This window comes from Thalassospira sp. ABL2_045, from assembly GCF_056161285.1.
The window spans coordinates 23,833-50,143 of the sequence record NZ_JBSWYV010000020.1; the positions used below are offsets into that span (position 1 = coordinate 23,833).

At 55.8% G+C, this 26,311-nt stretch carries 25 protein-coding genes; 10 read left to right on the forward strand and 15 right to left on the reverse strand.

Translation table 11 applies throughout. The annotated features are described in order from the left end of the window. Positions 1-108 precede the first annotated feature (108 nt). Positions 109-1,302, forward strand: coding sequence for an MFS transporter (locus ACXAIA_RS19695; RefSeq protein WP_475350851.1), 1,194 nt, complete (start codon positions 109-111; stop codon positions 1,300-1,302). A 264-nt stretch (positions 1,303-1,566) separates the two neighbouring features. Next, positions 1,567-2,787: an aminotransferase-like domain-containing protein gene (locus tag ACXAIA_RS19700; protein ID WP_475350852.1), complete on the forward strand. Its 1,221-nt coding sequence runs from the start codon at positions 1,567-1,569 to the stop codon at positions 2,785-2,787. A 112-nt stretch (positions 2,788-2,899) separates the two neighbouring features. Here the strand turns inward: ACXAIA_RS19700 and ACXAIA_RS19705 are convergent, their stop codons facing one another. The 4 genes from ACXAIA_RS19705 to ACXAIA_RS19720 all read right to left on the reverse strand — a co-directional run bounded on the left by ACXAIA_RS19705 (position 2,900) and on the right by ACXAIA_RS19720 (position 6,508). Beyond that, the gene (locus ACXAIA_RS19705; protein WP_475350853.1) at positions 2,900-3,022 is read right to left on the reverse strand and encodes a hypothetical protein; all 123 of its coding nucleotides are present in this window, start codon (positions 3,020-3,022) and stop codon (positions 2,900-2,902) included. Next, a complete protein-coding gene (cydB, locus tag ACXAIA_RS19710; RefSeq protein ID WP_475350854.1) occupies positions 3,022-4,014 on the reverse strand; it encodes a cytochrome d ubiquinol oxidase subunit II in 993 nt (330 codons plus the stop codon). Before cydB ends, ACXAIA_RS19705 begins: the two co-directional genes overlap by 1 nt. A gap of 2 nt (positions 4,015-4,016) precedes the next feature. Further along, positions 4,017-5,405 carry a cytochrome ubiquinol oxidase subunit I gene (locus ACXAIA_RS19715; protein ID WP_475350855.1) on the reverse strand — a complete coding sequence of 463 codons (1,389 nt, stop codon included), beginning with the start codon at positions 5,403-5,405 and terminating at the stop codon, positions 4,017-4,019. Positions 5,406-5,611: 206 nt separating this feature from the next. After that, entirely contained in the window at positions 5,612-6,508 is an 897-nt protein-coding gene (locus ACXAIA_RS19720) for a LysR family transcriptional regulator (protein ID WP_475350856.1), read from the reverse strand. A gap of 110 nt (positions 6,509-6,618) precedes the next feature. Between ACXAIA_RS19720 and ACXAIA_RS19725 the strand changes: the two genes are divergently transcribed. Next, entirely contained in the window at positions 6,619-7,623 is a 1,005-nt protein-coding gene (locus ACXAIA_RS19725; RefSeq protein ID WP_475350857.1) for a YeiH family protein, read from the forward strand. A gap of 192 nt (positions 7,624-7,815) precedes the next feature. On the opposite strand, the gene ACXAIA_RS19730 is transcribed toward ACXAIA_RS19725, so the two are convergent. Next, positions 7,816-8,217 (reverse strand): DUF779 domain-containing protein, encoded by a 402-nt coding sequence (locus tag ACXAIA_RS19730; protein WP_475350858.1) that lies wholly within the window; start codon positions 8,215-8,217, stop codon positions 7,816-7,818. Positions 8,218-8,289: 72 nt separating this feature from the next. Next, positions 8,290-9,810 carry an acetaldehyde dehydrogenase ExaC gene (exaC, locus tag ACXAIA_RS19735; RefSeq protein ID WP_475345450.1) on the reverse strand — a complete coding sequence of 507 codons (1,521 nt, stop codon included), beginning with the start codon at positions 9,808-9,810 and terminating at the stop codon, positions 8,290-8,292. A 364-nt stretch (positions 9,811-10,174) separates the two neighbouring features. On the opposite strand from exaC, the gene ACXAIA_RS19740 reads away from it, so the two are divergent. The 3 genes from ACXAIA_RS19740 (at position 10,175) to glpD (ending at position 15,910) form a co-directional block, all read left to right on the forward strand. After that, the gene (locus tag ACXAIA_RS19740; RefSeq protein ID WP_475350859.1) at positions 10,175-12,079 is read left to right on the forward strand and encodes a sigma-54-dependent Fis family transcriptional regulator; all 1,905 of its coding nucleotides are present in this window, start codon (positions 10,175-10,177) and stop codon (positions 12,077-12,079) included. 93 nt (positions 12,080-12,172) lie between these two features. Beyond that, complete coding sequence (gene asnB / locus ACXAIA_RS19745; RefSeq protein ID WP_475350860.1) at positions 12,173-14,107, forward strand: asparagine synthase (glutamine-hydrolyzing); 1,935 nt, start codon at positions 12,173-12,175, stop codon at positions 14,105-14,107. Positions 14,108-14,365: 258 nt separating this feature from the next. Then, on the forward strand, positions 14,366-15,910 hold the full coding sequence (gene glpD / locus ACXAIA_RS19750) for a glycerol-3-phosphate dehydrogenase (RefSeq protein WP_475350861.1): 1,545 nt from the start codon (positions 14,366-14,368) through the stop codon (positions 15,908-15,910). Positions 15,911-15,938: 28 nt separating this feature from the next. Here the strand turns inward: glpD and ACXAIA_RS19755 are convergent, their stop codons facing one another. After that, a complete protein-coding gene (locus tag ACXAIA_RS19755) occupies positions 15,939-16,202 on the reverse strand; it encodes a TfoX/Sxy family DNA transformation protein (protein ID WP_475350862.1) in 264 nt (87 codons plus the stop codon). Between the two features lie 76 nt (positions 16,203-16,278). Here ACXAIA_RS19755 and ACXAIA_RS19760 point away from each other — a divergent pair, with 76 nt between their 5' ends. Beyond that, entirely contained in the window at positions 16,279-18,066 is a 1,788-nt protein-coding gene (locus tag ACXAIA_RS19760) for a Na/Pi cotransporter family protein (RefSeq protein ID WP_475350863.1), read from the forward strand. A 12-nt stretch (positions 18,067-18,078) separates the two neighbouring features. Here ACXAIA_RS19760 and ACXAIA_RS19765 read toward each other — a convergent pair whose 3' ends face one another. Both ACXAIA_RS19765 and ACXAIA_RS19770 read right to left on the reverse strand, forming a co-directional pair. Then, entirely contained in the window at positions 18,079-18,531 is a 453-nt protein-coding gene (locus ACXAIA_RS19765) for a GNAT family acetyltransferase (RefSeq protein ID WP_475350864.1), read from the reverse strand. 215 nt (positions 18,532-18,746) lie between these two features. Then, on the reverse strand, positions 18,747-19,424 hold the full coding sequence (locus tag ACXAIA_RS19770) for a hypothetical protein (protein WP_475350865.1): 678 nt from the start codon (positions 19,422-19,424) through the stop codon (positions 18,747-18,749). A 209-nt stretch (positions 19,425-19,633) separates the two neighbouring features. On the opposite strand from ACXAIA_RS19770, the gene ACXAIA_RS19775 reads away from it, so the two are divergent. The 3 genes from ACXAIA_RS19775 (at position 19,634) to ACXAIA_RS19785 (ending at position 23,729) form a co-directional block, all read left to right on the forward strand. Continuing rightward, positions 19,634-20,359, forward strand: a complete 726-nt coding sequence (locus ACXAIA_RS19775; protein WP_475350866.1) for a response regulator — start codon at positions 19,634-19,636, stop codon at positions 20,357-20,359. Further along, positions 20,356-21,933 carry an ATP-binding protein gene (locus tag ACXAIA_RS19780; RefSeq protein WP_475350867.1) on the forward strand — a complete coding sequence of 526 codons (1,578 nt, stop codon included), beginning with the start codon at positions 20,356-20,358 and terminating at the stop codon, positions 21,931-21,933. The genes ACXAIA_RS19775 and ACXAIA_RS19780 overlap by 4 nt, the downstream gene beginning before the upstream one ends. A gap of 491 nt (positions 21,934-22,424) precedes the next feature. Beyond that, positions 22,425-23,729 carry an adenylate/guanylate cyclase domain-containing protein gene (locus tag ACXAIA_RS19785; protein ID WP_475350868.1) on the forward strand — a complete coding sequence of 435 codons (1,305 nt, stop codon included), beginning with the start codon at positions 22,425-22,427 and terminating at the stop codon, positions 23,727-23,729. A 15-nt stretch (positions 23,730-23,744) separates the two neighbouring features. Here ACXAIA_RS19785 and ACXAIA_RS19790 read toward each other — a convergent pair whose 3' ends face one another. From ACXAIA_RS19790 to ACXAIA_RS19815, 6 genes are all read right to left on the reverse strand, one after another. After that, positions 23,745-24,320: a hypothetical protein gene (locus ACXAIA_RS19790; RefSeq protein ID WP_475350869.1), complete on the reverse strand. Its 576-nt coding sequence runs from the start codon at positions 24,318-24,320 to the stop codon at positions 23,745-23,747. An 86-nt stretch (positions 24,321-24,406) separates the two neighbouring features. Then, entirely contained in the window at positions 24,407-24,670 is a 264-nt protein-coding gene (locus ACXAIA_RS19795; RefSeq protein WP_475350870.1) for a RebB family R body protein, read from the reverse strand. A 57-nt stretch (positions 24,671-24,727) separates the two neighbouring features. After that, positions 24,728-25,051, reverse strand: coding sequence for a RebB family R body protein (locus tag ACXAIA_RS19800; RefSeq protein WP_475350871.1), 324 nt, complete (start codon positions 25,049-25,051; stop codon positions 24,728-24,730). Between the two features lie 83 nt (positions 25,052-25,134). Beyond that, on the reverse strand, positions 25,135-25,359 hold the full coding sequence (locus tag ACXAIA_RS19805) for a RebB family R body protein (protein WP_475345462.1): 225 nt from the start codon (positions 25,357-25,359) through the stop codon (positions 25,135-25,137). Positions 25,360-25,537: 178 nt separating this feature from the next. Further along, a complete protein-coding gene (locus ACXAIA_RS19810) occupies positions 25,538-25,846 on the reverse strand; it encodes a RebB family R body protein (protein ID WP_475345463.1) in 309 nt (102 codons plus the stop codon). Positions 25,847-25,857: 11 nt separating this feature from the next. Then, positions 25,858-26,157, reverse strand: coding sequence for a RebB family R body protein (locus ACXAIA_RS19815; RefSeq protein ID WP_475350872.1), 300 nt, complete (start codon positions 26,155-26,157; stop codon positions 25,858-25,860). Positions 26,158-26,311 lie beyond the last annotated feature (154 nt).

A 26,311-nucleotide genomic window follows, 5' to 3' on the forward strand; every position in this document is an offset into this window, starting at 1 on the left:
TACCCGAAGTTGCGCGGCAGGCATGCAAGATTGCGGCTTTTGGAAATAGTATAATCAACGCAGGGTGCGTGTCAGACTTTTGCACTGATTTCAAAAGGATGCTTCACGGTGCGATTTGATTTCCGAAAGCCTGCCAGTCTGTTTTTCACATCCATGTTTGCCGCAAGGCTCGCCGATCAGTTTCTTTTGTTTGTTGTGCCGCTGGTGGTGTATCAAACCACTCAAAGCGTTTCTCTGTCGGGGTTGGCTTATGCCGCCGAAACCTTACCGCGCGTATTGTTCTATCCGGTATGCGGGGTTTTGTCGGATCGTTATTCCCCACTGCGTTTGATGCAGTTAAGCCAGATCGGGCGTGCTGTGATCTGCGCGCTGGGGCTCGGCGGGTATGCCTTGTTTGACGGGTTGGGCTGGGTTGTTGGCATTTCGGCGATTTGCGGTCTTTTGACCACGCAGGGCTTCATGGCGCGCGAAGTGCTGTTGCCGCAGATCTTTGCCAATGCCCGGTTTGAGAAAATCCAGTCGGTTTCACAAAGTGTCAATCAGGCGAGCATCGTTCTCGGACCGCTTTTGGCCGCCAGCCTGTTTGCGATCAGTGACTGGCAAACGGTTGTGGTTGTTGCGGCGTTCCTGTTTGGCGTTGCCGAACTTTCGATGATGATATGGCGTCACTTCAATCAGACACCGATCGTAGCGACGGACGAAAACCCGTCCTGGGTTGCACCCTTTAAGACAGCCTTTTCACATCTGATCCATCTGCCGGGGCTGAAACGCGTGATCGCGCTCACCGCGAGCGTGAACCTTGTATTTGGCATTACACTTGCGACGTCAGCGGCAATGGTCACGGGGCTTCATGGCCAAAGCGAAGAACACTACGCCCTGTTGCAAACCGTCGGTGCGGCATTCACCATCGTGGTTCTGATGCTGATCGGGGCGAGCCGCCTTTCGGTGGGGCGTATAGGGCTTATATCGTTTGCCGGGGTTTTCCTTGGTGGTGTTTTGACGGCAATCAGCCCGGATTACTGGATTTATATGATCGGCTTTGCCGTGGTGCTTGGATTTGACGGGATGTTTAACATCTATATACGCACCATCCGGCAAAAGATCATTCCGGCGCGCGATTATGGCAAAACGACCGGTGTGATTATTCTCTTCAATAACATGACACAGCCAATCGCTGGGCTTCTTGTCGGGCTCACCGGCAGTCTGGCACAGACCAGTTGGTTGATCCTGATACTGAGCCTCGTCATGCTGGTTTCAGGATTTGTTTTGTCATTGCCGCGCTTCAAGGCGCAGACATCTTAGCAGCGTTAACTTCCGATCACACAACACTCCGGGATGATAGCAGCAGAACAGCGGTGGAAGCTTTTCTTCTGCCGCTGTTCTGCCATGCGCGCAGGGCAGGCGTTGCTACTTGCGGCTTTATTTCGATTTCCGGAATTGTGCTCAATTGGCGAACTTCAGGTAATTTTATTTCAAATTTAATGCGACTATTGAAAATAACTTGATTTCAGGGGGCGGGAAGCCCCATTTAAAGGACATGAATGCTGACCTAATTGGAAGTTTGAAATGTCTGTAAGCTGGAATGATCTGATAGCGCGCGATGCGCGGGTGCTGGTGGCCTCTGAAATTCGGGATCTGTTGAAAGTGGCCGAGCGCCCGGAAGTGATTTCCTTTGCCGGTGGTGTGCCGGATCCCGATCTGTTTCCGGTCGAGACTTTCAGCGAGATCTATGGCGCGATGATGCAGGACGGGACGCAAGCGCGCCGCAGTCTGCAATATTCGGTCAGTGAAGGCCTGCCGGCCTTGCGCCAGTGGATTGTCGATGATCTGGCAGACCAAGGTGCAACCCGCACTATTGAGAATGTCCTGATCACCAACGGCGCACAGCAGGGGCTTGATATCCTGGCCCGCCTGTTGCTCGAAGAAGGACGCGATCTGATTGTCGAAAAGCCAAGCTACCTTGGCGCGATGCAGGCCTTTTCAACCCGTTTGCCGAATTACGTCGGTATCAATGCCGAGGACGAAGGCCCGGTCTTGAGCCAACTGGAAGATGCCTTTGCCAAGGGCGCGCGTGTGGCTTATGTCGCCCCGGATTTCCAGAACCCGACCGGTCGGTCCTGGTCGGTGGCGCGCCGCAAGGCCGTGCTGGAACTGGCGCGCCGTTATGGTGCGGTGTTGCTTGAAGATGCGGCCTATAGCAAGCTTTCCTATAATGGCGCTGAAAGCCTTCCATCCTTGCTGAGCCTTGATAAGGCGGGTAGCGATCCGGCATCGGGGAATGTCATTCAGCTCGGCACATTTTCGAAAACACTCGCACCCGCCCTTCGCATCGGTTGGGTCTGTGCACCGCGTCCGGTGATCGACAAGCTGGTTTTGATGATGCAGGCCGGAAACCTGCATGTTTCCACGGTCAATCAGGAAGCAGCACTTCGCGCTGCCAAGCAACTGTTCCCGGATCACCTTGAAAAGCTGCGGACGTCGTACCGCACCAAACGTGATGTCATGTTGCAAACTCTGGCGGAGACCATGTCTGATGACGTGTCCTGGACGAAGCCCGAGGGCGGTATGTTTGTCTGGCTGACCTTGCCGGACCATATTGATGCCCGTCAGTTGCTTGAAGAAGCGCTGGAGGATGTGCATGTCGCGTTCGTGCCCGGTCAGGCCTTCTTTACCGATGGCAGTGGCAAAAATACCGCGCGGCTTAGCTTCTCGACCGAGAAGGTCGATCGGATCCGGGACGGGATTACGCGTCTGGCTGATCTGATCAAGCGCAAGGACAATCAGTAAGTAAAAAGAACCCGGCAGCGGGTGGGGATTGCTGCCGGGCATAGGGCCTGCTGCTTCTGGGGATTAGCGCAGCAGGTCACGGGAGTTTGCGTGTGTCATGTGCAGAATGTTGTCATGCCTGTCCCATCAGGGCGCGGAGCAACAGTGATGCTGCGCCAAGGACGACAACCCCGCCGACATAGAGGCCGACAAACCACAGCCATTTGCGGGCTTTTGGTGATTTAAGACTTATCATCAGTGATACCCCTCATCCCCGGTTTTGCCGCGGAACACCCAATAGGCATAGGCGGTGTAGGCCAGAATGATCGGCAGCAGAACCACAGCGCCCACCAGCATGAAGGCAAGGCTGTTTTCCGGTGCGGCTGCATCGCGGAAGGTGATCATCGGTGGCACGATATTGGGATAAAGCGTGATCCCGAAGCCAAGATAACACAGGAAGAAAATGCCAAGCGTGATGCCAAATACGGTCTTTTCACGCTTCTTGACCGCATGCCAAAGCCAATAGAGCAAACCAACCGTGACAATCGGGATCGGGGCAAGATAAAGCATGTTTGGCAGTTCAAACCAGCGCTGGGCATAGGCCGGGTTGACGTAGGTCGTCATCAAAGACACAACGCCAAGATTGGCCGCCATCCAGATCACGGCCGGTTTGGCAAGGCGGCGCAGATTGCCCTGAAAATCGCCTTCCATCTTCATGATCAACCAACCGGTGCCAAGCAAGCCATAGCCGACCACAACTGCGGTGGCACAGAAGATCGAAAACGGGCTCAGCCAATCAAACGCACCGCCAACAAAGCGGCCGTTTTCAACGGCAATGCCTTCGATAAAGCCGCCCAGCATTGCACCTTGCATGGCCGCAGCAATGATCGATCCGGCTGAAAAGGCAAAGTCCCAGTGTTTCTGATGGGCCTTGCTTTTGAACCGGAATTCGAATGCCACGCCCCGGAACACAAGGGCGAGTAACATGGTAAAGACCGGAATATAAAACGCCGTCATCAGCAACGAATAGGCCAGCGGGAAAGCGGCATAAAGTCCACCCCCGCCAAGGATCAACCAGGTTTCATTGCCATCCCACACAGGCGCCACGGTATTCATCATCCGCCCGCGTTTTGCCGGGTCCTTGATGAACGGAAACAGGATGCCAATGCCAAGGTCAAAGCCATCCAGCGTGACATAGGAAAAGACGGCAACCGCGATCAGCAGAACCCAGATCAGTTGATAGTCCATGATCATTCTCCTGCGACTGGGGGATGGGCTGCGGTGGACTGACGGCCACCCGCACGCATGATTTCACTGTCTTCGGGCACATGGGCCGAACGCGGATCCTTGACCATGGCGCGCAGGATATAGGCCGTGCCAACCCCGAACACGATGGCATAGACCACCACAAAGGCGATCAGTGATCCGGCAATCGCGGTCGGAACGACGGGCGATCCGGCTTCTGACGTCCGCATCAGGCCATAAACCACCCAGGGCTGACGCCCGACTTCGGTGGTAAACCAGCCCGCCAGAATGGCGACAAAACCGCTTGGCCCCATCAGAAGGGCAAAGCGATGCAAATAGCCACAGCTATAAAGCTTCTTGCGCAGGCGGGCGATCACGCTGGCAATGCCCAGAAGCGCCATCAGAACACCCAGCCCGACCATGATGCGGAAGGTCCAGAACACAATCGGGGCATTCGGGCGATCTTCAGGGGCAAAGTCCTTAAGCCCCGTGATCTTGCCATCCCATTCATGGGTCAGGATCAAGGAACCGAGCTTGGGGATTTCGACCGCGTATTTGGTTTCCTCTTCTTCCATGTCGGGCATGCCAAACAGGATCAGGGGTGCACCTTCGCGGGTTTCAAAATGCCCTTCCATCGCCGCCACTTTGGCGGGCTGATGTTCAAGGGTATTAAGCCCATGCAAATCGCCGGCAAAAATCTGGATCGGTCCAAGGATGGCCGCCATCCACATCGCCATGGAAAACATGATTTTTGCGGCACGGTTTTCACGATCACGCATCAAGTGCCATGCGCCAACCGCACCAACCACAAGGGCGGTGGTGAGGTAGGCTGCCAGCACCATATGCACCAGACGATAGGGGAAGCTTGGATTGAAGATCGCATCGATCCAGCTTGAAACAACCGCACGGCCATTTTCAATGACGTAGCCGTCGGGTGTCTGCATCCAGCTGTTGGCCGACAAAATCCAGAAGGCCGAGAAAAGCGTTCCGATCGCAACCATGGTTGTGGCGGTAAAGTGCAGCTTCGGTCCGACACGGTTCAAACCAAACAGCATGATGCCCAGGAACCCGGCCTCCAAGAAGAAGGCGCTCAGCACCTCATAGGCGAGAAGCGGGCCGATCACACCACCGGTAAATTCGGAAAACGGTCCCCAGTTCGTGCCGAACTGATAGGACATGACAATCCCGGATACCACGCCCATGCCAAAGGCAAGCGCGAAGATTTTCATCCAGAATTTGTAAAGCGAAAGATAGGTCTCGTCCCTGGTGCGCAGCCACAGGGCTTCGAGCACAAACAAAAAGCTGGCAAGTCCGATGGTAAAGGACGGGAAGATAATGTGGAACGAGACGGTAAAGGCAAACTGTATGCGCGCCAATAGTTCTGCATCAAGCATTGGCAGGGTCCTCTAAGGTGGCGAAGCCTCGGGACAACTCTGCATCTTCCGGGATCGGAAGTGCCCTTTGACGGATGCATGTGTCTGTTTTGGGTGGCGCATGCACAGGTTGCCCTGTCAGAACGACCATTAGAACCGCCACCTAAATGCTGCATTGCGAATGCGCAATTTACATTTGGAATATTTTTAAATTCGATTGTAGCGATCTATTTCTGTGAGCCTGAAAGACACAGTTTCTCAAGTGCGAGCGAACTTTGCGTTTGCTGGCGTTCCTTGTGACGCAGGACCATGAATTTACGTGGCGGGATCGGGAAGTTTGCGCGTGCGAGGCGGCCTTGGGCGATCAGTGAACTGACCGCGAACTGTGAAACGGCGGTGGCGGCGATGCCGTTTTCAACTGCGGTAATGACCGCTTCGTTGCTTGGGAGGACAAGGGCGGTGCGCAGGCGGGCGGGATCAACGCCTTGATCCCGCAGAGCGGTTTCAAATTCCGATCTGGTGCCCGATCCGGCTTCGCGCAGGATCCAGTTGGTCTGGGTGACAAGCGCCTGTGGGCTCAGCGCCCGGCCATTGGCCCAGGGGTGTTTGGGGGAAACGACAATTACCAATGCGTCTTCCGCAACTTCGCGTTTGGCAAGGGCCGGTTCATCAATGTCACCTTCAATGAAGCCGATATCGGCCGCCCCGCCGCGCACGGCATCAGACACGGTTTTGGTGTTGCCAATCGTCAGGCGAATTTCAATGCCGGGATACTGATCATGGAATTTCATCAGGAACGGCGGCAGCCAGTAACTGGCAATCGTCTGACTGGCATAGACATTCAGTTCGCCGCGTTGCATGCCGCCCAGTTCGGCCAGCGTCAGTTCCGCCGCGCGGGCGCGGGCCAGGGTTGATTTGGCTTCATCCAGAAACAGCCGTCCGGTCTGGGTCAGCTCAATCCGGCGTCCGACCCGGTTAAACAGCGCCACGCCATAAAAGCCTTCCAGGTTCTTGATCGCGGAACTGACCGCCGATGGCGTAAGTCCAATCGCCTCGGCCGCGCGGGTCAGATGTTCGCGTTCGGCTACGGCGACAAAGATCTGAAGCTGTTCGAGTGTCATCATGGCATGGGCCTAATCATTTAATTTAATCGAATGAAATATGAGTTTTTATTCGATGGAAGTAAATGGTCGGACGTGAGATTTTCCAATCGTGATCGAAACACAGGAAAATCATGTTTTTTACCACCCGCATCAAACCGATCCTGCCCGGGCTTGCCGTGACCCTTCTGGTGGCGCTTGCCGCCAAGCTGGCCGAGCATGCCGAGCGTGTTTTGTTCGGGCGTGGCTGGGTGGAAAGTCTGGTCTTTGCCATTCTGATCGGGGTGGTGGTGCGATCCGTGTTTGGATTGGCCCCCCGCTATTTTGCCGGGATCCGGTTTTGCGCCAAGACGGTGCTTGAAATCGCCATTGTGCTGCTGGGCGCATCAATCAGTGCGCAGGCCATCGGATCAGCAGGCGGCGGCTTGGTGGCATCGATCATTGTGGTCGTCTGTATCAGCCTGTTTGTCAGCTACCATATCGGTCGTGCGCTTGGTCTTTCGAGCCATCTTTCGATGCTGGTCGCGTGCGGCAATTCGATCTGTGGCAATTCGGCGATTGCGGCAACCGCCCCGGTGATTGAGGCGCAATCGGATGATGTCGCCGCCTCAATCTCCTTTACCGCGGTTCTGGGCGTGCTGTTTGTCTTTGTCCTGCCGATGCTTCATGCCGGATTGGGGTTGTCGGCAACCCAGTATGGTATTTTTTCCGGCCTCACGGTTTATGCCGTGCCACAGGTTCTGGCGGCAACTGCGCCGGCAGGAACCCTTGCGGTGCAGGTTGGCACACTGGTCAAGCTGATCCGGGTTTTGATGCTGGGGCCGGTGATCTTTTCCTTGGCGCTGATTGGCGGGCGGGCGCGGGAGACCAAGCTTCCGATTGCGCAGGTCGTGCCATGGTTCATCATCGGTTTTGTCGTGATGATGGCGGCCCGTTCGATCGGGATGCTGCCGGAATTTGCACTGGGCAGCATGAAAACCGCCTCGTCCTTCCTGACCATCGTTGCCATGGCCGCCCTTGGTTTGAGTGTTGATATTCGCAATGTCCTGCATGTCGGCGGTCGTGTGGTGATTGCCGCCGTGTTGTCGCTGACCTTCCTGTGTGCGTTATCTGGCGTTGTGCTGGTCGTTCTGGCGTGAGGATAAAAAGGCCCGCTGCCAGAATGGGGGGGGGGGGACAGCGGGCCAGGAGGAAGAAGCTTCGCATTTTTGGGGATGTGACAGCCTCTTCCGGCGTTTCGTTGGGGGGATAAACACCGTGGGAAGCGGTGCAGGTAAACGAAACGCCGCGGGAAGGAAAAATTCCTGTCGTCCTTTGGGGGGTGTTATGTCTCAGGCGTCGATGGAATTTGTCGCCTCGAACGATTTCAAGGCCTTCCACTCATCGTCGCTAAAAATGCGCGACCGGGTCAGGAAGCGTTTGCCTTCCGGCCCTTCGAGCGAAAACATGCCGCCACGCCCATTGACCACATCAATGATCAACTGGGTGTGACGCCAATATTCGAATTGCGCACGTCCGATATAAAACGGGCTGCCTTCGATCTCACCCAGCAGCACATCCTGATCACCGGTTTTGAATTCCCCATCGGGAAAACACATCGGTGCACTGCCATCACAACAGCCCCCGGACTGATGAAACATCACCGGTCCGTGGATATCCTTGAGCTTCCTGATCAGTTCGATTGCGGCATCTGTCGCAACCACCCTGTCAGGAACGGTTTCTGATCCGTTCAATGTCACCTCCTTCTTTGCAAAAGGCGACCGGACGCAAGGCTGTGCCTGCGTCCGGTTGTGAAGTGGGTCGGATCAGAAGAAGCCCATCGGTTTCGGATCGTAGGAAACCAGAAGGTTCTTGGTCTGCTGATAGTGGTTGAGCATCATCTGATGGTTTTCGCGACCGATGCCCGACTGCTTGTACCCGCCAAAGGCGGCATGCGCCGGATAGAGGTGGTAGCAGTTGGTCCACACACGACCGGCCTTGATTTCGCGGCCGAAGCGGTATGAACGGTTGGCGTCACGGGTCCAGACACCGGCACCCAGGCCGTAAAGCGTGTCATTGGCGATATGAAGGGCTTCGGCTTCGTCCTTGAACGTGGTTGCCGAAACAACCGGGCCAAAGATTTCTTCCTGGAAGATCCGCATGCGGTTATTCCCCTTGAAGATAGTCGGCTGGATATAGAAACCATCCGAAAGGTCACCGCCCAGATCTGCCTTGTCACCACCACAGAGGACTTCGGCACCTTCCTGTTTGCCGATATCCAGATAGGACATGATTTTTTCCATCTGCTCGATCGATACCTGTGCACCCATCATGGTGTCGGTATCAAGCGGGTTGCCCTGTTTGATGCTGGTAACACGCGACAGAACATTATCCATGAACTTGTCATAGATGCTTTCCTGAATGATCGCCCGCGACGGGCAGGTGCAAACTTCGCCCTGGTTAAGGGCAAACATCGCCAAGCCTTCGGCGGCTTTTTGGCGGAAGTCATCATCTGCAGCCATGATGTCTTCAAAAAAGAGGTTCGGCGATTTGCCACCCAGCTCCAAGGTCACCGGAATGATGTTTTCCGATGCATATTGCATGATCAGGCGGCCCGTGGTGGTTTCACCAGTAAAGGCGACCTTGGCCACACGGTTGCTTTGGGCAAGCGGCTTGCCTGCTTCAACGCCAAAGCCCTGAACAACGTTCAAAACACCGGCCGGGATCAGATCAGAAATCAGTTCCAGCAGAACGCAGATCGATGCCGGGGTTTGTTCGGCCGGTTTCAGGACAACGCAGTTGCCCGCAGCCAGTGCCGGTGCCAGCTTCCAGGCTGCCATCAGGATAGGGAAATTCCATGGAATAATCTGACCGACCACGCCAAGTGGTTCGTGGAAATGATAGGCGACCGTATCGTGATCAATCTCGCCGATCGATCCTTCTTGCGCCCGAATGGCACCCGCGAAATAACGGTAATGGTCGATTGCAAGTGGAATGTCAGCGGCAAGTGATTCACGCACGGCCTTGCCATTGTCCCAAGTTTCGGCAACGGCCAGCATTTCAAGATTGGCTTCCATGCGATCAGCAATCTTGTTGAGCATATTGGCCCGTTCTGTGACGGATGTTTTGCTCCAGGCCGGGAAAGCGGCATGTGCAGCATCAAGTGCCTTTTCAATATCTTCGCTGGAAGACCGGGGAATTTCGCAGAATGGTTTGCCCGTTACTGGTGAGACATTTTCAAAATACTGTCCCTTGGTAGGGGCGACCCATTCGCCACCGATGAAGTTTTCATAGCGGCCTTTGAAGCTGACTGGACTGCCGGTGTCATTTGGATTTTTGTAGATCATTTGGGTTCCTCCGAGATAACGGGCGATTGGCCGCCCGCATTTTTGTTTATGACGATCCGTTACCCGCAAAGGTCATGCCACTTGGCCATTTACATACTGATTTAACAGAAACTGTCCGTTTTTCAGGCGGTTGAGCCATGCCAATTGAAAGTGCTGTTCTGTGCCAACCGGACCAATCGAACAGGGCGCGTGGCACAAAGTGTTCCAAAAATGGAACACTCGCGGTTTTGGAAGGTTTCACGCGCGAAACTGTTTGGTGTGAGGGCATTTAAATGTGCTACGATTAACGCTGTGATCGGCTGTGGCAAAAGCCACGCACCGGAAAAATCCGGGCCAAAACACCGACACAAGGGAGATAGCGTCTATGTCAGGAAACCTTCCCGGCGGACGGATAGAAGCAGCGCTGCAGCTAAGCGGTGGGGCGCAAAATCGTGCGGTGCTTGAAAGCTGGCAAAGGTGTGAAGAACGCTTTGGCCTAGCTCATGACACCCTGCGCCGTCCCGAAGTCATATCCGAAAGCCAGACCCGGCAATTGCGGGATCGCAACGGGCGGCTTTATCACCATGCCCACGATTTGGTGCGCACCCTTTATCGCAAGATCGATGCTTCGGGCTATGCGGTCTTTCTGACCGATAATAGTGGTGTCATCCTTGATAGTGTCGCCGCCCAATCACTTTTGCCGTCATTTCGCACCAACGGCCTGTTGCCCGGTGCTGTCTGGAGCGAGGAGCGCGAAGGCACCAACGGGATCGGCACCTGTATCGTTGAAGGCCGCGCGATCACCATCCACAAGGATGAACATTTCCTCGCCCAGCATTCGGTTCTGACCTGTACGGCCGCCCCGGTATTTGATCCGGATGGCAAGGTGTGCTCGGTCCTGGATGTGTCGGCGGTGCGCGCAGATATCAAACGTCCCGATTGCCTGCGCGTGCGCGGCATGGTGGCCGATTATGCCGATGCGCTTGAACGTATCCTGTTTTTTGATGAGCGTGCCGGGGATGTGATCGTCCATCTGCATCCCGATGCCCGCCATGTCGGATCAACCCGTGATGCGATGATTTCGATTGCGCCCGATGGTTCGATCAGCGGGGCGACCTCGACCGCGCGGCGCATTCTGACTACTGCCAACAATTCCAGCGACATTTCCGACATGTTCGAGATGGATGTTGAAAACCTTGTCGCCAAGCTGGCAAACCCGGACGGTCAGGGGGCATCGGCAACGCCGCTTAATATTGCGGGCGGCGGGGTTTTGTTTGGCAGTGTCACCATTCCTGAACGCATGCGACGTCGTTATGTCGGGCGATCAACACCAACTGCACGCAAGGCGCCGTCACTGCCCGCGCGTAAGGTTGCCGATATCCCGGACAAGGATGCGGCCTTGCGGCGTATTTTTGAAATCGGCACGCGCCTGCATGCCAAGGATATCAATGTCCTGATGTCGGGCGAAACCGGTAGCGGCAAGGAATATCTCGCACGTCACATTCACGAAGCGACCCTTGGCAAATCCAAGGCTTTTGTTGCGATCAACTGTGCCGCCCTGCCGGAAGGTTTGATTGAAAACGAACTGTTTGGTCATGCCGGTGGTGCCTTTACCGGGGCGGCACGCGATGGCTTTGGTGGCCGCATTCGCGAGGCCAATGGCGGCACGCTGTTTCTTGATGAAATTGGCGATATGCCGCTGGCTGCCCAAGGCCGATTGCTGCGTGTGCTTGAAAGCCGCACGGTTGAGCCGCTTGGCAGTACCAAGTCCGTATCGGTTGATTTCCGTCTGATTTGTGCGAGCAATGTGGATCTGAACCGCGCGGTGGCCGAGGGCAAATTCCGCGAAGATTTGCTTTATCGGATCAAGGGCGCGCGCCTTTCTGTGCCGCCTTTGCGCGAACGATCTGATCTTGGCGACCTGATCGGGCGGCTTCTGGCGGCTTTGTCAGAGGACTATGTTCAATGCGAAGATGATGTCCTTGCGCTTTTGACCGGGCATGGCTGGCCTGGCAATGTGCGTGAGCTGATCAATGTTTTGCAATATGCCGCGGTCTTTGCTGAGGACGGCGTGATTGATCGCCATCATCTGCCCGACGATTTCCATGCCTCGCAGGCCGATCAAGAAGCCCCGTCGCCGCGCCAGACCATGGCACGCGCCGAGGCCGATGCCCTGCGCCAGCTTCTGGAAGATCAGCAATGGCATATCAGCAACACCGCCAAGGCGCTTGGCATCGGGCGCAACACGCTTTATCGCAGAATGGCGCGGCTCGGGATCGAGCGGCGTTAAAAATCAGCAAATTCCGCTGATTTTGCGAATGTTTTCATTGTAGGGCACGCCGTTATTGTTTTAAGTAACGGCAGGGCTTTACAGGATATTTTCATGTGTGGAATTGCCGGTCTATGGCTGTCTGAACAAGCTGATGCTTCGGGCGTGGGCGATCGTGTATCGCGCATGAATGATGCGCTGTATCATCGCGGACCGGATGGCGGTGACGTCTGGACTGATGATGAAAACGGCTTGGGCCTTGGGCAGCGCCGCCTTGCCATCATTGATCTTTCCGATGCCGGCAAGCAGCCGATGCATTCCGCCAATGGCCGTTATGTCATGGTCTATAACGGCGAGATTTATAACGCTCCGGAACTGCGCGAAAAGCTGGCGGGTGCCAATATTTCATGGCGCGGCCATTCCGATACCGAAGTCATCCTTGAATGCATTGCCCATTGGGGCTTGCGCGATACCATCAAGCGACTGATTGGCATGTTTGCCATCGCCCTTTGGGACCGACAGCAAAAGAAGCTTTTCCTTGTCCGTGATCGTCTGGGCATCAAGCCGCTTTACTGGTCGCGCTATGACGGCCATATCGGCTTCGCGTCCGAGGTCAAAGGACTGCTTGCCGGGGATGCCATCTCGCGCGAGGTCAATCAGACCGGCCTTGATGCCTATTTGCGCTTTGGCTATGTGCCATCCGGGCTTTCGATCTATGCCCATGCCAAGATGCTCAAACCTGGTCATATCCTTGAAATTTCATCGCATGATCAGGCGACCGAGACCGCCTATTGGTCCGTCGAGGATGCGGTTCTCAATGGTCAGACGCATGCCTGGAGCGGTGATGATCAAAGTGCGATTGATGCGCTTGAAGACTTGCTGCGCGATGCGGTCAAGCGCCGCATGGTGGCCGATGTGCCGCTCGGCGCGTTCCTGTCTGGGGGAATTGATTCCTCAACCGTTGTTGCCCTGATGCAGTCGGTCTCAGACCGGCCGGTGAAAACATTCTCGGTGGGCTTTGAGGATGAGGCCTTTAACGAGGCAGCCTTTGCGGGCGAAGTCGCCAGGCACCTCAAGACCGATCACACCGAACTTTACGTGACGCCCAAGGATGCGCTTGATCTGGTGCCGAAGCTTTCGGAAACCTATGACGAGCCGTTCTTTGATAGCTCCGCCATTCCGACCTATCTGATCTCCGCGCTCACGCGCAAGCATGTCACGGTTGCCCTGTCAGGCGATGGCGGGGATGAGACTTTTGGCGGCTATAACCGCTATTTGTGGGCCAAGCAGCTTAGTCGTGCCGCTGGCAGTATTCCGTTTGGTGGCGGGCTCGTATCGCGCGGGTTGACCATGATCTCGCCCGAGAGCTGGGACAAGCTTGTCGGGCTGGTACCGGGCAAGAAAGCCACCAGTGCGATTGGTGACAAGATCCACAAGGCCGCACCGCTTCTGGCGATCGGTGATGATATTGATCGGTATCACGCGCTGATTTCGCTGTTTGATCCGGGCAAGCTGCGCGGCAATCGCGGGGCGACGAAGAAATTCCGCGTGCCGGGCGAGAAGTTCTGTCGCAACCGCCATCTGGATTATGTGTCCTCCATGCAGGCCATGGATACGATGATGTATATGGTCGATGATGTTCTGACCAAGGTCGACCGGGCATCCATGGCCAATTCCCTTGAGGTGCGGGTACCGTTCATTGATCACCGCGTGATCGAGTTTGGCTGGCGACTGCCCGCACGGCTCAAGATGAACGGATCGGTCGGCAAATATGCCTTGCGCCAGATCCTGTATAAATATGTCCCGCGCGAAATGATCGACCGGCCCAAAACCGGCTTTGGTGTGCCGCTCGCGCAATGGCTGCGCGGGCCGCTCAATGAGTGGATGGGCGACCATCTGGCCAACGAGGCGCTTTATAGTGATTTCGGACTGGATCGCCGCCAGATCGAGAAGCTGCGCAAAGAGCATATGTCGGGCAAGCGCAATTGGGGCCATCAGCTCTGGACCATTTCGATGCTCTCGGATTGGCAGAAACGCTGGCTGGCCTGATCGCCGTCGATATAGCCCGGACTTCCATCGCATTTGATCTTTGATAACCCCGTCTGAAGTTCAGGCGGGGTTTTATTTTCGTTCGCGAATGAACGATTGCGGTTTGCGGATTTCCGGGGTTTTCCGCAATGCGGGCGGGCTGTGTGTGCGTTTCCCGCACGGCTGTGTCGAATAAATGTCACAATTCGAAACTTGAAAATTTTCGAAAATGAACTATTTTCATCGTCAAAGAGTTTCCCTTCTGCGATGAGAGACCCCATGGCTGGCACTTCAAACTACGATCTGATCATTATCGGCGGCGGCATTAACGGTGCCGGGATCGCACGCGATGCGGCGGGCCGGGGCCTGAAAGTTCTGCTGTGTGAAAAGGATGATCTGGCCAGCGCGACGTCGTCGGCCAGCACCAAGCTGATCCATGGTGGCTTGCGCTATCTCGAACATTATGAGTTCCGTCTGGTGCGCGAAGCCCTGACCGAACGCGAAGTGTTGCTTGATAACGCGCCACATATTATCTGGCCGCTGCGTTTCGTGCTGCCGCACAGAAAGGATCTGCGTCCGGCCTGGATGATTCGCCTGGGTCTGTTTCTATATGATCATCTCGGGGGCCGTAAAAAACTTCCGGCGTCCGAGGGCATATCATTTGCCAAGCATGTTGCGGGCGAGCCGATCCGTGATGACATGACCAAGGGCTTTGTCTATTCCGATTGCTGGGTGGATGATGCACGCCTTGTTGTTTTGAGCGCCATGGATGCCAAGTCCATGGGGGCTGAAATCCTGACCCGGACGGAGTGCGTTGGTGCAAAACGCGATGGCGATGTCTGGAATGTCACGTTGCACGATCAGGAGACCGCTGAAAACCGCGCAGTTTCGGGCCGGATGTTGATCAATGCCGCCGGACCGTGGTGTGCTGATCTGATCAATCCGCAAAACGGTGTGGTCAAATCCGATACCAAGGCCAATATCCGTCTGGTCAAGGGCAGCCACATCGTCGTGCCCAAGCTGTTTGACCACGATTTCTGCTATATCTTCCAGAACGGCGATGGGCGCATTGTCTTTGCTATTTCCTATCAGGATGACTTCACCCTGATCGGCACAACGGATGTCGATTTCAAAGGCGATCCGGCCAAGGTCAAGATTGATCAGGACGAGATCGATTATCTTTGCAAACTTGCCAGCGGCTATTTCAAAAAGCCGATCGCATCTGATGATGTCGTCTGGACCTATTCCGGTGTGCGGCCGCTCTATGCCGGTGAAGGCGGCGAAGAAAACGCATCGAAGGTATCGCGTGATTACACCCTGAAACTTGAAGCCAACGGTCATAAAGCCCCGGCACTTCATGTTTTTGGTGGTAAAATTACCACCTATCGCAAGCTTGCCGAACATGCGCTTCAGATCATTTCAAAGGAATTGGGCAACAAGGATACGCCGTGGACAGCCAATGCCGTGCTGCCGGGAGGCGACTTCCCCAATGCGTCCTATGAGGCGGCCTTTGCCGATTACGCTGCACGCTTTGACTGGATGGATGCGGTGATGCTCAAGCGCCTGCTGCGCGCCTATGGTACGCGGATCGATCAGGTCATTGGCGATGCCAAGGGCGTTGGTGATCTTGGCAAATGTTATGGTCATGACCTGTATGAAGCCGAAGTGCGCTATCTGATCGATAACGAATGGGTGCGCGACATCAATGATCTGATTTGGCGTCGGTCCAAGCTTGGCTTGCGTCTTACGGGCGATCAGGTTGCTGATCTTGGCGAACGTCTGGCACAGGAAAAGCACGATCCCAAATCGGTCGCGGCCGAATAAGCCATTTCACGCCCGCGAACTGTCAGGCTTAATCGCCAGATAGTTCGCGGCGGACAGCATCAAGTAGGGCTTTGAGTTCCTGCTTGCGCGCGGGCGTGATGTCGCGCCAGTCACGATCATGGATCGCGCCTTCAAGCGCAAAGAGGTAATTCAGACTGATTTTCTTTTCGCTGCCAAAGCGAAACAGCAATCGGCGTGTGGTTTCTTCAATGCCGAGCGCGCGCAATTCATCGCGGTTTTCGATCCCGATTTCGCTGAGTTCATGCGATGATTTGGGCCCGATATTGCGCATGCTACTGCTTCCTTTCAGTCCCTAAATTGCGCTATGGTCGGTTTGTTTTCAACTGATTACCTCGACCGGTTCGCTGATGCCTGCATTCCTGAAACCCATCTTTGCCAGTGCCGTTCTGCTTGTTCTGACCATTCCGGTGGCCAGGGCCGCAGACGACGTTGCCCCCCTTGAAACCTGGTCGATGCTGATAGGTTTGGTGGGTGGGCTGGCCTTGTTCCTTTATGGGATGGATCATCTTGCCGGTGCGCTCAAAACCCTTGCCGGGGCCCGGTTGCGCCGGGTTTTGTCGGGCATGACGCGCAATCGGGTTTGGGCGGCGGTTTCCGGCGCAGTCATTACCGGGTTGGTGCAATCCTCAAGCGTTACGACCGTGCTGGTGGTGGGTTTTGTCTCGGCCGGGTTGATGCCCTTTGCCCAATCGATTGCCGTGATCATGGGCGCGAATATGGGCAGCACCCTGATAGCGCAGATCATTGCCTTTCGCGTAGATGCCATTGCCCCGCTTTTCATCGCAATTGGTTTTGCCATGACGATGTTGGCGGATCGCAAACGCTTTTCGCTGATCGGCAAGGCGGTGCTGGGGATGGGGATGCTGTTCTTTGGCATGGGCATGATGAGCGATGCCATGGAGCCACTTCGGACCTACGCCCCGTTCATCGATTTGATGCGCCAGATGAGCAATCCGTTTCTGGCCATGCTGGTCGCAGCTGCCTTTACCGCGCTCGTGCAATCAAGTGCAGCGACCATGGGGATTGTCATTGTGCTGGCCGGGCAGGGTCTGGTGCCGCTCGAAAGCGGGATTGCACTTATATTCGGGGCCAATATCGGCACCTGTGTCACAGCGCTTCTGGTGACGATTGGCAAGAACCGTGATGCGTTTCGCACCGCCCTTGGACATATCCTGTTTAACGTGGTCGGCGTTGTGATCTGGTTGCCGTTTATTGATCAACTGGCACGCTTGGTTGAGGTGATCACCACCGGCCGCACGCCGGAAAGCACTGATGTCGCGCGCGAAATCGCCAATGCCCACACCATATTCAACGTCGCCAATGTCATCCTGATGATCGGGTTTGTACCCTGGATCGCGCGCCTGATTGAAAAGCTGGTCCCGGCAGAGGTCGACACCGAACCGCGCCTGAGCCCGGAGCCGAAATACGTGATCCACGAGCTGACCGTTGCCCCGGCCGCAGCACTGAGTTTGCTGCGCAATGAAGTGGTGCATATGGGCGATGTGGTGATTGATGTTGTCCGTCGCGGGCGCGAAACCCTGCGCAATCCGACGCGGGCAAAGCTTGAAAAACTGGCCGAACTCGATGACGGGGTCGATAGCCTGCAAGACGCGATTGCGCTGTTCTCGGCAAAACTGCGCCGGGCCGACTTGTTGCCAAGCGACGTGAACCGCCTGCAAAACGAACTGGCAGTCAGCAATCACCTTGAAGCCGTTGGCGATCTGATCAGCGAGGAAATGGTCAAGCTGGTGGGTGAATGGCTTGATATCCGTCATATGCCGTCCGATGAAAGCCGCCAGAAAATGGCGGGGCTTTTCCTGATCGCAGAGGACTGTCTGAAACAATCCATGACCGCCTTCACGGCCGAGGATATCGAGGCCGCCAACCGTGTGCTGGGTCGCAAGGCGGAGTTCGCCGCCAAACTTGAAGCCACCCTGCGCAAGGTCAGCGATGAAATCGGCCCGCGTGATATCGATGTGCGCCGCTATCGGATCGAGGTTGCGATGGTCGAACGCGTCAATCGCCTTTATGAGCGCGCGCGCCGGATCGCACACGCCACCATCGCGATTAAAAATCAGGAAGAACCGGCACCGGACGAACAGAATGCGGCATCGACCATTGCCGATGCCATGTAAGGGCTTAGCGCGTTAACGATCCGCTGGCGGGGTGTCGATATCTTTTTGCATGACCGCGACATCACAGGCCCTATACCCCAGATGGCGGTAGAAATCCTGTGTCGCATGGTTATCGGCGCGCACCATCAATTGCATGCGCCAGACACCCTGATCGCGCAGCCAGTTTTCGCCGATCTCCATCAAACGGCGACCAAGTCCTGATTTCTGCAGGGTTGGCGCAACAGCCATGTAATAGACCCATCCGCGATGCCCGTCATGCCCGGCCATGACCGAGCCGATAATGTTATCGCTGTTATCTTCCCAGACGAAAAGGGTGGCCTCATCACTTTCAAGCGCAAAGCGCACATCCCACTCTGGCGGATTATATGGGCGGTAAAGACCGGTTTCCTGCCAAAGATCTGTTAGAGCGGGGATGTCATCAAGGGTGGCGGTTCTGGGGGTGGGCTTTGGATTGGTCGATGTCATGAGGTGCTTCTTTCATGGGGCAATATTTAGAAGCGCGTAACAATGGTTCGAATGCGCGACATCGTCAAACCCAATTGCGTGACAAGCGGATGAATTTAAACGCCAAAACGCAAAACGCCCCCAAGAGGAGCCTTGGGGGCGCGGTGCGGGTCCGGGGTATCGGTTGGGATGGGGAAGCCCCGGACCGGGGTGGGGATGTTAAAAGGGCAAAATGATCAGCTGATCGGACGGCCGGTCACGCTGCTCAGTTCCATTTCACGGACAATGTCGCCCGCCTGATTGGTAACCGTGGCGGTATAGGTGCCGCGCGGGGTTTCGCTCAGCTCGCCGAGTTTCAATTCACCATTGCCAAACCGGATCACCATGGCATTTGCCAGAAGGTTCATTTGTTCGGCAGTGTATTTGTTGTCAAAGCGTTCTGCCTTGTCAGGACGGGGCATCAGTTTACGCATGTCGCGACGGTCTTCACGTTCCATGCGGCCTGTTTTTGCGTCAAATTTGATGACTTCGACAACGCCACCTTCGGCATTGACCAGCAGGACGTCGATCTTGCCCGGTTCTTCGGCCATCAGTGCATCACCGGTTTTGAAATCCGGGGTTCCGGTTTTCAAAAGCATCGCATCAACCAGAATGCGGGCTTCTGCAGGAGAGAGGGGAACCGAGCGTTCGCGGGCTTCGTGTCCGAATTTTCCACCTTTGTTATGTTCACCATGTTCACCATGTTTGCCTCGCTTATGTTCAAACTTTCCTTCGCAATTGTCGCCGCCTGACATTGCCCATTCAGGGTTGCCGCCACGGTCACCTGGCGATGCATAAGAAGCCGCAATCGGCGTTGCGATCATGGTGGTTGCGATCAGGGCCGCAGCAAGTTTCAGGGTGTTTTTGCGTTTCATGGTAACCTCATCAGGTTTGTGGGGGATCAATGCGTTGAGGACGGTTGTCGCCTATGATTGTCGCGAAATGATCCCGACAAACCGCCAAATTGGTCGCAAGATTTGCCAAACAGGCCGTTTGCGACAATCTGATACAAATTGCTATTTCTGCCGGGATGACCAACGCGTTAAGTTAGGCTGACCAAAGAGTTTTGATTTCAGGACCGCAGATGAGCGACCAGCCCCACATTCTTGTTGTTGATGACCACCGTGATATCCGTGACCTGCTCGGCCGCTATCTGCGCCAGCACGAATATCGCGTGACGCTGGCATCCGATGGGCGCGAATTGCGCAAGCTGATGAATGATGACATCGCACCTGACCTGATCGTGCTCGATCTGATGATGCCCGGTGAAGACGGGCTGAGCCTGTGTCGCTGGCTGCGGGAAAACTTTGATGTGCCGGTCGTGATGTTGACCGCCCTTGGCGAGGAAACCGATCGCATCATTGGTCTTGAAATGGGCGCGGATGACTATCTGGCCAAACCGTTTAACCCGCGCGAATTGCTGGCCCGGATCAAGGCTGTGATGCGGCGTGCGCAAAGTCTTCCGGTTGGGCGCAAGGGGCCACTTCCGGGCGGGCAGGTGCATTTTGATCGCTGGGTTCTCGATCGCACCCGGCATGAATTGCGTGATGCCAATGATGTGGTCGTGCCGCTCAGTGCCGGGGAATATGGCCTTCTGTGTGCCTTTGTCGAACATCCCAACATGGTGCTTAACCGTGATCAGTTGCTTGATCTGACGCGCGGGCGCGAGGCCGTGCCGTTTGATCGCAGCATTGATAATCAGGTCAGCCGCCTGCGCAAAAAGATCGAAATTGATGCCAAGAACCCGGCCCTGATTAAGACCGTGTGGGGTGGGGGCTATATGTTTACCTGCGAGGTGGCTGAAAAATGACCAAGCGCCGCCTCCTTAAACGCCTGTGGCCACAAAGCCTGACCGCGCAGCTGGTTTGCCTGCTGCTGGGCGCGATCATCCTGACCCATATCGTGCTTGGCGTGATGCTGGCCGAGGAACGCCGTGATGCGGTGGCCTCTGAACGCCGCGGTTATGCCCTGTCACGCGTGGCGGCGATTTCGCGCATTCTGACGACAACACCGCGCGAGAACTGGGGCGATGTGTTGCGGGTGGCGCAATCACCACAAAACCGTCTGCGCCTTGTCCCGGAAACCGACCTTCAGGCCGAGGATGGCTTTGTTTCCGACACCCTGAGCCATCGTCTTAATGAAGCCTTGTCCCTTGAAACCGGGGTTCCGGCCAGGGTGGAAATCCTGTCGGAGGATGATTGCTGGGACGAGCGCAAATCACTGCGCCGCGACAAGGAAGAGTTTCTGGAACGTGACCGGCAGCAACGCCTTGGCCACGACGATGATCACAATGAAGATCATGATGACGACGACAACAAAGATGGCCATCACGAACGCGATGATGATCGCCGCGCGCCCTGGTCATTACGTTACCTTGACCGGTTTGATTGCCATACCTCGCCGGTGATGCGTCTTGTTGTGCCGGTCAATGTGGTTGGTCCCGATGGACAGCCGACCGGCTCTGAGCCCGATGTCTGGCTTGAAGCCATGATTGGCGGGGTGATGCCGCCGCCCTGGTTTGTCTTTGATAATTTGCTGCGCGTTCTGGCGTCTGCTTTGGTGATCGCGGTGATTGCCTATTTCCTCGCACGTCGGATTTCCCGGTCGTGGGATGTGTTGACCCGTGCGGCTGATCGCGTCGGACGGGGGGATTATCCCGAACCGGTGCCTGAAACCGGGCCGATTGAAATCAGACGGGCCACCAAGGCCTTTAACCGGATGACCGCGCGCCTCAAATGCTTTGTCGAGGACCGCACACGCATGCTGGCCGCCATTTCTCATGATCTGCGCACGCCGATCACATCGCTGCGCCTAAGGGCAGAGTTTGTTGAGGATGCGGAAAACCGGGCGCGCATCATCGAAACGCTTGATGAAATGGAACAGATGGTCGAAGCGGCGATGACCTTTGCCCGCGAAGAAACCGCCAATGAGGAAACCCGCAAGATCGATCTGACGGCCCTTGTTGAATCCGCGGTCGAGGATCTAGCAGAAACCGGGCGCCCGATTACGTTCACCGGCGAGGTCGATACACGCGTTTATCCATGCCGTCCGCTGTCGATCAAGCGGGCCTTTGGCAATCTGGTGTCGAACGCACTTAACTTCGGCGATATGGTCGAGGTTGCAGTGCGCGACGCCGATGACGGTGGTCTTTGGATCGAAATTGCCGATGACGGGCCGGGCATTCCGATTGAGCAACGCGAACAGGTGTTTGAGCCATTCTTCAGGATTGAAGAATCACGCAATCGTGACACGGGTGGTATTGGTCTGGGGATGGCGATTGCCCGCACGGCCATCCGGGCCCATGGCGGTGAAATCTATCTGGATGAATCGCAGAAAGGCGGGCTTTTGGCGCGTATTTACTTGCCACCGGCACAGCCGCAATAAGGGGGCTTTCGCCCGGTTGGGGTAGGGGTGAAAACTCTCCGGACAAATGGCTTCAGTTTTTTGACAGTTAGCACTTGCAATTTATGTGACCAGTGGTCATTTGTTGCGTGGAATTTCAAGAAATCAAAATCAACAATTGCTAAATTGCCTTGCTGTTCTATTTAGGGTCATGACCTATTAATTTGATTTGAATGGCAGACGTTATATTTACGAAATCCAAGGAAAAGCCCGCCGGTCGGGTCGGCATCCCGGACAAGGGATTTGACGCTGGAGTTTGCAAATATAACGTCTGTCCTCCGGATTAATCGGATTTGCACGGGCTACTTTGTCGTAAAACTTTGAAAGATAAATATCTTCCTGCAGTTTTACTCCGCGTATCCGCACAAATCTGTTTAACCATTCAAACCAAATTAATAGGTCCTGACCCTAGGGTCTGGATTTGGACCCGCGGCGATGCAACAATCAAGCATAGGAACGGACGGAGCGTACCCATGAGCAACAACCAGTCTTCTTCGGGGGTGGTCACCCCGCTACCCGGGACCAATAACGCGCAGGCTGCGCGCGGATTTGTGCGTTCTGTGAATGACTGGCTGATGGAATGCGCGCTTGATGATACCGACATCAGCGAGCTTCTGTCTGGCATGGCCAGCCGTCTGGTCGCATCGGGTATTCCGGTTGATCGCGTTATGGTCGCCTTCAAGACCCTGCACCCGCTTTATGAAGGTGTTTCCTATATCTGGACCAAGGAAAATGGCCAGGTCGAGCGGGCAACGCATATGGGCGGCGATGAGAAAAATCGCGAATGGTCCGAAAGCCCGATGAAATGGATGCTTGATAGCGATGTCAGCTTCATGCGCCGCCACCTGATCGGGCCGAGTGCCGTGGTTGATTTCCCGATCCTTGAAAGCTTCCGCCAGAAACGCGGCACGGATTACTACGCGCTGATGACGCCGTTCGTTACCGACAGCGACAGCACGATGAACAGCAACCGCATTTTCATGACCTATCTGACGCGCCGCCCCAGCGGGTTCTCGGACGAGGATCTGGCGATCCTGTCTGGCATCCAGCGCCGCTTTGCCGTGTCATGCAAGATGCGCATCAATCACGAAGAAACCCGCACCATTCTTGAAACCTATTTGGGCACCGATGCCGGCCAGCGTGTGCGCAACGGCCAGATCAAGCTCGGCGACAGCACCAAGACCCGTGCGGTCATCTGGTTCTCGGACATGCGCAACTCGACCTCGGTCGCGACCCATGTCGGCGATGATGCGTTTCTTGGTGAAATGAACGATTTCTTTGGCGCAACCGCCGGTGCGGTGCTCAAGCATGGCGGGCAGGTTCTGCGCTATATTGGCGATGCGACGCTTGCGATCTTCCCGATCGATGAAGATGAGACCAACCTTGAAACCGCTTGTCATGCGGCGCTTTACGCCGCAGCCGAAGCGCAGCTGAACATCGATACGCTTAATGCCAAGCGCGAAGCGGCCGGAAAACTGCCGTTTGATTATGGTCTGGGAATGCATGTCGGGGATGTGATTTACGGCAATGTCGGCGTGTCTGAACGTGTCGACTTTACCGTGGTCGGGCAGGCGGCAAACGAAGCCGCCCGGATCGAACAGTTGACCAAACAGCTTGGTAAACGGGTTCTGGTCAGCTCGACCGTCGCGCAGTTCATTTCCTGTCCGACGGCGGAAATGGGCGCCTATGAACTTCAGGGGACGGGGCTCAGTGTCAAACTGTTCGCCCCTGATTTCTCTGAGGCCTGCCACCGTATCGAGCTGATGCGCGCAGGCTAATGCCGCATGTCTCTCCTAGGCCAGATTGTCAAAGTCCTTCACAACGCTGCTGGCAGATTCCCCAACACTTGAAAAGGTTTTCTGGGCGTCTGTGACGGCTTCGGTTGCGGCCTTGATGATCTGGGAATAGGGATCGACTTCCTTTTTGGCCAACATCTGCTGCATGGCGACACCAGTGGTGGCGGAGGCCATCGACATGATGTTGCGCAAATAGTCTGTTGAATCCTGCACCGCATAGGCCGCTGCCTGGGCAACCTTTTGATAGGCAACCCCGTTGGCACCGGGGACCGCCCCGTTCAGAACCGCATGATTTGTTGTGCCGACGGCCTGAACGATTTGCGGGTTCAATGCCGTGCTGAGCGGTGGTGTGCCAGACGAGTTGTCAGGCGCCATGGGGTCGGCGGGGCTTGCATCCTTGTCAGCATCATCTGATTTGCTGCCATCGGCATTGTTTTGGTTTTCCGCCGCGTCCTTTTGGGATCCGTCTCCATCACCGCCGCCAGCACCGGCGGCATTGGCGCCACCCTGTGCCGCGTCGTCTTTGTCGCCGGATTTCGGATCTTCGTTTGGTTTGGTATCTTCGTCTGCCATCAGAAACCTCATTTACGGCTGGTCGAAAGACCGAATTGGATCATGTGGCGGTTTGGACGGAATAGGCGGGTCCATTAGCCAGTTGGTTAGCCGCTGTCTTTGCCGCCGCCACCCATGCCGCCACCGGAACTATCCAGAATCATTTTGCAGGCACTGGACGTGACAGCATTGCCGATCTGCTGCAGGCCACCCTGGGTCTGCATGGCGTTTTGCATCGACAGACTGATGGAATGAGCCATCGTCTGATACACAAGCCCCATGGCCTGTGCCGGCGCCTCGCCCAGAACCTTGACGTTGTTCTGGGTCACCGCATCAGTGATTTGTGAATTTACAGGGGTGTTGTCTGCCATTTCACGCCCTCATGTTTGCGACCATTGCCGGTCCAATGAACCGATCGGGTCAGGTGCCTAGCGGCGGGTTGCTGCCAAAATAATAAGAAGTGTCAAAAGCGTATCGCTGTTGTCTGAACGTCCAAGCTTTGCGGTGGCCTGTGCCCCCGCCATAGTGTTGACGGAATAAAGCTGCATCACGCCCTGGTTGGTGGCGGCCTGCGAACACATCGATGCCTGTTGTTGCGCCTGAACCGCGTTCTGGAACAGGATTGACGTCGAGTGCGCGGCACTTTGATAGATCGCGCCCATCGCATTTGCCGGGGCGGAGCCAAGAACGCTGACCGCACTCTGGGTGACAGAGTCGGTAATCTGACCGTTCACCGGGGTTGGAATTGCCATGTTATCCTCCGAAAAAGCGATCTTTCTGACCGCACATCTCTAGACGTCGCACGGACGCGATTGTGATCAAATTTGCCAAGCCATCAGCCCGCCTGGGCGGTAATCATCGCAACAAGCTTGGAGGTCGAGGTGTTGACCACCTGTTGCATGTTGCCTTGTGTCAGGGTGGCGTTTTCCATGGCAAGGCCGGTGGCATGTGAATGCGACTGCATGGCGATGGAAACAGCCTGTGCCGGGCTTTCACCAAGCACCTTGACGTTGGTCTGGGTGACGGCATCGGTGACTTGCGGATTGACGATATCACTCATGCTATGACCTCACTGCTTTCACCGGTTTGTGTTGTGTCACCGGTCTCGCCTTGGCGGGCGGTGCCGCGAAACCGTTCATCGATTTCACCCCATGCGGTTTCATACCAGTGGGCGTCGGTTTCTTGCTCGCCGGTGTCTTCGCCGTCGGACTCCTGACCCAGTGCGCCCGTCGCGCCCTTCAGGTTGGGTTGTTGTTGGCGTCCGACTGCTTCTGCTGGCGCGGAGCCGGGGCGGGGCTGGTAAAAAAATTGGGTTTGGATTCCTGGACTGACAGGGTCGCCTTTGCGCATTCCATGGTGGTTGCCAGGCTGGCGACAGCCTGTTGCTGCTGTTCATTGACCATGTTGGCAAACAGGATCCCCTGCGCCTGGGCCTGTGACAGATAGGACTGCATGGCGCCCATCGCCGGACCATTGGCAATGACCGATGTGTTGGTCTGGGTCACGCTGTCGGTGATCTGTTCGTCGACTTCGTTCGGGTTGCTCATTGCGCTCATCCTTATGGGTTACGACGTTTCATCATTTGCAGAATGCTCTGGGTCATGGTCGTCATGCCGATCATGGCGTTCTGCTTCTGGGCCGAGACCATGTTCGCCATCAGGATGTTCTGTGACTGCGCCTGTCCCAGCATCGATTGCAGGGCGGCATAGCCCGGGCCGGCACCCATGGTGGCGACATTGGTCTGGGCAACGCTGTCGGTGATCTGGTCGGAAACCTCGCACTGATGCATATCGTCACTGTGATCAGCATGGTTGTGCTGGGATTTCTTGCCGTCTTGCGCAGGTGGTGCCGATGGCATGTCCGTCTCCTTGGCTGGCGGAAGTGGTGCGTATCGTGATGACGTGCAGCTGTGGCATTTGTGAAAGAAAAAGCAGCGGTGTTAAGTGTCAAGGACCGCTGCATGATATATGCGCATCCTTGCGTTTGCCCTTACAATGATTTTGCGCATGACG